At 65.9% G+C, this 6,363-nt stretch carries 6 protein-coding genes; 3 read left to right on the top strand and 3 right to left on the bottom strand.

Translation table 11 applies throughout. The features are described from left to right. From ABNU97_RS16735 to ABNU97_RS16725, 3 genes are all read right to left on the bottom strand, one after another. On the bottom strand, positions 1-276 hold a 276-nt coding region (locus ABNU97_RS16735; protein WP_348767805.1), incomplete at its 3' end, for a nitrilase-related carbon-nitrogen hydrolase. Next, positions 276-1,307: an agmatine deiminase family protein gene (locus ABNU97_RS16730; RefSeq protein WP_348767804.1), complete on the bottom strand. Its 1,032-nt coding sequence runs from the start codon at positions 1,305-1,307 to the stop codon at positions 276-278. The genes ABNU97_RS16735 and ABNU97_RS16730, both read right to left, overlap by 1 nt. Next, the gene (locus tag ABNU97_RS16725) at positions 1,307-1,717 is read right to left on the bottom strand and encodes a hypothetical protein (protein ID WP_348767803.1); all 411 of its coding nucleotides are present in this window, start codon (positions 1,715-1,717) and stop codon (positions 1,307-1,309) included. Before ABNU97_RS16725 ends, ABNU97_RS16730 begins: the two co-directional genes overlap by 1 nt. An 83-nt stretch (positions 1,718-1,800) precedes the next feature. Here ABNU97_RS16725 and ABNU97_RS16720 point away from each other — a divergent pair, with 83 nt between their 5' ends. The 3 genes from ABNU97_RS16720 to ABNU97_RS16710 all read left to right on the top strand — a co-directional run bounded on the left by ABNU97_RS16720 (position 1,801) and on the right by ABNU97_RS16710 (position 6,192). Then, positions 1,801-3,051, top strand: a complete 1,251-nt coding sequence (locus tag ABNU97_RS16720) for a lipoprotein-releasing ABC transporter permease subunit (RefSeq protein ID WP_348767802.1) — start codon at positions 1,801-1,803, stop codon at positions 3,049-3,051. Beyond that, on the top strand, positions 3,044-3,760 hold the full coding sequence (lolD, locus tag ABNU97_RS16715) for a lipoprotein-releasing ABC transporter ATP-binding protein LolD (RefSeq protein WP_348767801.1): 717 nt from the start codon (positions 3,044-3,046) through the stop codon (positions 3,758-3,760). The genes ABNU97_RS16720 and lolD overlap by 8 nt, the downstream gene beginning before the upstream one ends. 113 nt (positions 3,761-3,873) lie before the next feature. Then, entirely contained in the window at positions 3,874-6,192 is a 2,319-nt protein-coding gene (locus tag ABNU97_RS16710; RefSeq protein ID WP_348767800.1) for a DNA internalization-related competence protein ComEC/Rec2, read from the top strand. Positions 6,193-6,363 lie beyond the last annotated feature (171 nt).

The raw sequence follows: 6,363 nt of genomic DNA, 5'->3' as shown, positions 1-6,363 counted from the left end.
GAACAGCGATGCCACCACCACCACGCCCGCATCGCGCGCGGCCGCCGCCAGGCGCTCGGTGGACGGGCCGGGAATCGGCTCGGCCAAGTCGAACAGGGCCGGGTCTTCGCGCTGGCAGAAGTAGGGCGTGTTGTGCAGCTCGGGCAGCAACACGAGTTTCGCGCCGGCCGCGCCGGCCTGTTCGATATGCGCGACCGCGGTATCCAGATTGGTCGCCGGTTCGGGCGTGCAGGCGTATTGCGCCACGGCAACGCGTAGCGGGGCGGGATAGGTCATCAGGACAACTCGGCAGGAATTTGCATGGCTGCACAATGGAGGCCGCCGTGCTGGCGAATCAAGGCACGACTGTCGACGCGACGAATATCGCGATCCGGGAACAGCCCGGCGATGATCTCGTGGGCGTGGTCGTCGGCCGGGTCGTCGAAGGCGGGGATGACCACACAGCCGTTGGCGATAAGAAAGTTGGCATAGCCGGCCGGCAGCCGATGGCCATCGTCCGGGTCGTACACCGGCGCGGGCAGCGGCAGTTCCACCAGACGATAGGCCTGGCCGTTGCTATCGCGCAGTGCGGCCAGTTCTTCGGCCATCGCGGCCAGTGCAGCGTAGTGGGCGTCGTTTTCATCGCGACAGCCCTGATAGGCAATCGTGTCGGCGGCGACGAAACGGGCCAGCGTATCGATATGCCCATCGGTGTCGTCGCCGATGAGGTCACCCTCGCTGAGCCAGTGCACGCTGTCCGCGCCCAGTGCATCGGCGAGGGCGGCGACGGCGCGATCGCGGTCGAAATCCGCGTTGCGCCGACCCTGCAACAGGCAGCGCTCAGTGGTCAGCAGCGCGCCCGCGCCGTTGGATTCGATGCTGCCGCCTTCGAGCGTGATCTCGTGCCGCTCGAGCCCACCGTGGCCGAGCAGGCCGGTGGCATGCAGGGCGGCGGTGAAGGCATCGTCGCGGCTGGCTTCGAACTGGCCGCCCCAGCCATCGAAACGAAAATCCAGAAACCGCCGAGCGCCGTGGTCGAATACCGTGATCGGGCCGGTATCGCGTGCCCAGATATCATCGTTGGCCACGTTCACCACGCTCAGCCGGGCCACATCGGCAAGTCGCGAGTGCGCGGCGATGCTGGCGCTGCATTCGGCATCCGCGGCCGCCAGGATTACCGGCTGGTAGTCGCAGAGCACGGCGGCGAACTCGGCGATGGCGTCGCGGGCGGCGTCGAGGCCGTTGCCCCAGTCGCCGCCGCTGCGCGGCCATACGAGCACGGTGGCTTGCTGTGCCGCCCATTCGGCCGGCAGTACACGTTCTTTCATCAATCCGCCGGCTGGAGTTCGTCGCTATGGGTGACGGGTTCGAAATGGTCGGGCACGACCGCGTGCAGGACATGGTCGTATTCGAAGTAGAGCCGATAGCCCGGGTAGTCCCAACGCGTGATCGGCGGGTTGCCTACCGGCTGGCTTTTGCTCTGCGGTTCGCCGTACTGCTGGCGCACGCGCGCCTTGGTCATGCCGCGCGGCGGCGTGCTCGGGCGTGGCGTGGCCGCGCCCTGGGCGGTATTTTCGCCGGCCGGCATATCGAGTACCGTGCCGCGCGTTTGTGTATGGGTGGCACCGGCATCCGACATGCTGTCGTCGGCGTAGCCGCTGTTCGACTGCGCGCAGGCCGTGCCGCTGATCAAAATCAGCCCTGAAATCTGAACTAAAACAAGCAGAGACGTTCTCATGCGCATGACTCAAATCCCCGACGATGGTTTTCGGCGTCAGACCCCCTGCGCCGATTGCGACCATTATGCTTTAATGCGCGCCAATGTTTAGACCCCTCGAACTCTACGCCGGCCTGAAGTACACGCGGGCCAAGCGGCGCAACCATTTCATCTCCTTTATTTCGTCCATCTCGATGGGCGGGATCGCGCTTGCCGTGATGCTGCTGATTACCGTGTTGTCGGTGATGAACGGCTTCGAGGCCGAGCTGCGTGACCGTATCCTCGGCATGGCCTCGCATGTGGAGATTTCCGGCAGTCGCGGCGGCCTGCAGGACTGGCAGGACGTTGAAAGCCAGGTCGACCAACGCCTGTCGGACGTCACCGGCTCGGCGCCCTATATCAGCGGTGAGGGCATGGTGCGCAGCGGTCGCAACATGGCGGGCACCATGATCCGGGGCGTGCTGCCCGAAAAGGAACGCAAAGTGTCGGATGTGGCCGATCACATGGTGGGCGGCAGTTTCGATTCGCTCGAGAAGGGCAAGTACCGCATCGTCATCGGCGCAGAGCTGGCCGCGATTCTCGGCGTGAATGTCGGCGACAAGGTGGATCTGATGATCCCCGAGGCCAATATCACCCCGGCCGGTATCGTGCCGCGTTTTCGCCGCTTTACCGTGGGCGGCATCTTCCAGGTCGGGATGTACGAATATGACCGCGGCATGGTCATGATCCACATGGGCGATGCGGCCACCCTCTACAACATGCAGGATCGCGTGACCGGCGTACGGCTGCACCTGAACGACATGTTCGATGCGCCCAGCGTGAGCCGTCAGCTCGAGGTGATACTCGACCCGGGCAAACGCGTATCCGACTGGACCCGTCAGCATGCGAACTTCTTCCATGCCATCGCGACCGAAAAGACGGTGATGTTCATCATCCTGAGCCTGATCATCGCAGTGGCCGCGTTCAATATCGTGTCCATGCTGGTGATGGTCGTTACCGACAAGCAGGGCGATATCGCTATCCTGCGCACGCTGGGCATGTCGCCCAAGTCGGTGATGGCCATCTTCATGGTGCAGGGCTCGCTGATTGGCGTGATCGGTACCGTCGTGGGCGTGGTTCTGGGCGTGCTGCTGTCGATCAACATCGAACATATCGTGCCCATGCTCGAAAGCCTGCTGAATACCGACCTCTTGTCGGCCGACGTTTATTACATCAGCCAGCTCAAGGCCGAGCTGCATGAAAGCGACGTGGTGCAGATTGCGCTGCTGTCGCTCGTGCTGTCGTTTTTGTCGACGCTGTATCCGGCGTGGCGCGCCGCCCGCGTGCAGCCGGCCGAGGCCCTGCGTTATGAGTAACACTCCCGAGGCCGGCACCAGCGTGCTCGGCTGCAGCCATCTGTCCAAGACGTTCACCGAGGTACGCGAGCCGATCACCGTGCTCGACGATATCAACCTGAATGTCGCGCCCGGCGCCAAGATCGCGGTCATCGGGGCCTCCGGCTCCGGCAAATCGACGCTGTTGCACCTTTTGGGCGGCCTCGATGTGCCCAGTCGGGGCACGATCCATATTGCCGGGCGCGACATGACCACGCTGTCCAACGCTGCACGCGGCAAGCTGCGCAACGAAAAGCTGGGCTTCATCTACCAGTTCCATCACCTGTTGCCGGAGTTCACCACGGTCGAGAACGTGGCCATGCCGCTGTTGATCCGGCGCGGGCCGCCGAAAAAAGCGCTGGACGAAGCGCGCGATCTCTTGCGCAAGGTCGGGCTGGGCGACCGTCTCGAGCACAAGCCCACAGAGCTTTCGGGCGGCGAGCGCCAGCGCGCGGCGGTGGCCCGCGCGCTGGTCACCCGTCCGGCCTGTATTCTGGCCGACGAACCCACCGGCAATCTTGATCATCGCACCGCTGCGAGCGTGTTCGACATGATGCTCGAGCTCAATGCGTCGATGAATACCAGCCTGGTGATGGTGACCCACGACCGCGAACTCGCCCAGCGCATGGATCAGGTCTGGAGCCTGGCCGACGGGCGGCTGTCGCCGGCCCAGGCAAGCGCGTTTGCCTGAGCCTTTATCGCCGGTGCCGCTCAAGCAATGCGGCGGTGGCGGTTGCGCGCGACGCTACAAGCGCTAGGCTGATTGTCTGGCCGCAAACGGCGTAAGCGCGTCGAAACAGGGTGATGGGGCAGGCGAAGGGGGCAGGCGCATACGACCACGCACGCGCAGGCGCGCATGTTGTTCGCCGGGCACTGCAGGCAGCCGACCGCGATCCGCGCTGGCTCGCGGTGTCGCTCATCGCGGTGGTGGCTGCAACCTACCTCCAGCCCGCGCCTTTACCCCTGTGGCTGTTTGGCGCGCTGCTGCTGCCGTGCTTCTGGCGTTGGCCGGGGCGCATAGTTCTATTCGTGGCCCTGGCAGGCGCGGCATGGACGAGCTTCGGCATCCAGCGCCAGCTGGACTCGCGCTGGCCGGTGGCACGAACCGGCGAAACCGTGCCCATGACCGGCCATGTGGTCGGCATCGTCGCCCACGATCCGTATCGCGCCCGGTTCGTGCTGGCCCGTGATACGCCACCTTATCGACTGCGTCTGTCCTGGTACGACCACGGCCACGATCTATTGCCCGGGGACTGCCTGAGCGGCGCGTTCAAGCTCGATACGCCACACGGCTCGGCCAACCCCGGCACGTTCGACTACGAAGGCTGGCTCTGGCGCGAGCGTATCGACGCGAGCGGCTACATACGTCAGGCCAAGCGCTGCGATACGCCACCCCGGCTTACCGTTGACCGCCTGCGCGCGCTGGCCATGCGCCGTATCGAGCCGTTTCTGGAAGGCTCGGCCATGAAGGGGATCGTGGCCGCGCTCACGCTGGGCATTCGCGATGCGATCAGCGACGAGCAATGGGCGGTATTGCGTGCCACCGGCACCTCGCATCTGGTTGCGATTTCCGGCTTGCATATCGGTCTGGTGGCGGGCTGGCTGTTTGCGCTGGCGCGCTGGCTGGCATTGCGGTTCGCGCCGCGATCGCCCGTGCCATGGCTGGCGGGCGGCGTAGGCCTGGCGGGCGCGCTGTTCTATGCCCTGTTGGCCGGCTTCGCCTTGCCCACCCAGCGTGCGCTGGTGATGGTGGCCGCGGGGCTGTTCGCGCTGGTGGCCATGCGCCATATCGCGGTGTCACGAATACTCGCACTGGCGGCGATCGTGGTCGTGCTCTGGGCGCCGGTGTCGGTGATCAGCCCCGGTTTCTGGCTGTCGTTCGGCGCGGTGGCATGGTTGATCTATCTTGGTCGCGTGGTCACGCGACGGCGCGTGCTCGGGTTCATCATGCTTCAACTCGGTCTAGTGGCGGGGCTGGGGCCGTTGAGTGCATGGTTCTTTGGCCAGGCCTCGCTCGTCGCCCCTCTGGTCAATGCCCTGCTCATCCCGGCAGCGGTGGTGCTCGTGCCGGTGCTGCTGCTTGCCACCGTCGTCGCGCTGCTGGTGCCGGGCGTCGGTGGCCCCGCGCTGGCTGCCATCGCAACAGCGCTGGAGTGGGCCTGGCCGGGCCTGGCTGCACTTGCGAGCTGGCCGTGGGCGAGTATCCACCCCGGCGTACACGGCGCGATGGCGCTGGTGCTGGCGCTCGTGGGGGTGGCGCTGCTGGCCATGCCACGGGGTCTGCCGGGGCGCTGGCTTGCTCCGGTATTTCTGTTGCCGGCGGTCATCGGCATGCGCCCGGCAGCACATGAAATCGCGCCGGGCGGGCTGCGGCTGGCGGTGCTGGACGTGGGCCAGGGCCTCGCGGTGGTAGTTCGGACCCGTCGTCATACGCTGGTCTACGATGCCGGACCGGCCTATCGCACGGGGTTCAACGCCGGCGACGCATTCGTGGTGCCCTATCTGCGCCATGTAGGGCGAACCACGGTCGACGAATTGCTGATTAGCCACAGCGACAACGACCATATGGGCGGCGCACAGGCGATATCCGAACAGATCGAGGTGCGCCGGCGCAGCGGGGCCGACAGCGGTCATCCCTGTCGTGCCGGCCAGCACTGGCAGTGGGATGGCGTGGACTTCACGGTGCTCTATCCGAGCGATGACGACATCGAGCCGGGCATGAGCAACAACGCCCGTTCCTGCGTGCTGCGTATCGATGCGCCCGGTGGCCGAGTGCTGTTGCCCGGCGATATCGAACAGGCCGGCGAGCAGGTGCTGGTCGAGCGCGATGCAGCGGTGCTCGCAGCAAACGTGCTGGTCGTGGCCCATCATGGCAGCGCAAGCTCCAGCTCGCAGCCGTTCGTGACGGCGGTGGCGCCGGACATCGCGCTCGTTTCTGCCGGCTGGCACAACCGCTGGGGTTTCCCCGACGAGCATGTGGTCGCACGGCTGCGCGCTGCCGGTGCGGGCGTGGTCAATACCGCTGACTCGGGCGCAATCGAACTCGCAATCCGGCCGACGCCGGGTCCGCCCGAAGTCAGCCGCTGGCGGCAAGCGGCGCCGCGGGTATGGCATACGCCCTAGGGAAGCTCTGCATAACCTGTCGCGGTCGCGCCGGCGTGCTTTGCGCGTGGCTGGCGAGGAAAGGTGCGCGTAGCGTGGTTGTTGCACGCCAGCGCGCCTTGACGAAGACCAGGCGCGCACAAAGCCGGCGGCCCCGAAGGGAGTCGGCCTCACAGAGGCCGCGGCTGCGTT

The sequence above is a fragment of the uncultured Salinisphaera sp. genome (assembly GCF_964012375.1).
Lineage (GTDB): Bacteria > Pseudomonadota > Gammaproteobacteria > Nevskiales > Salinisphaeraceae > Salinisphaera.
This window is presented reverse-complemented; position numbering and strand designations above follow the sequence as displayed.

What these genes read in the sequence shown, in the direction of transcription:
- ABNU97_RS16730 (WP_348767804.1), bottom strand. Translation starts at nt 1,307, where the DNA reads ATGAAAGAACGTGTACTGCCGGCCGAATGGGCGGCACAGCAAGCCACC.
- ABNU97_RS16720 (WP_348767802.1), top strand. Translation starts at nt 1,801, where the DNA reads ATGTTTAGACCCCTCGAACTCTACGCCGGCCTGAAGTACACGCGGGCC.
- lolD (WP_348767801.1), top strand. Translation starts at nt 3,044, where the DNA reads ATGAGTAACACTCCCGAGGCCGGCACCAGCGTGCTCGGCTGCAGCCAT.
- ABNU97_RS16725 (WP_348767803.1), bottom strand. Translation starts at nt 1,717, where the DNA reads ATGAGAACGTCTCTGCTTGTTTTAGTTCAGATTTCAGGGCTGATTTTG.
- ABNU97_RS16710 (WP_348767800.1), top strand. Translation starts at nt 3,874, where the DNA reads ATGGGGCAGGCGAAGGGGGCAGGCGCATACGACCACGCACGCGCAGGC.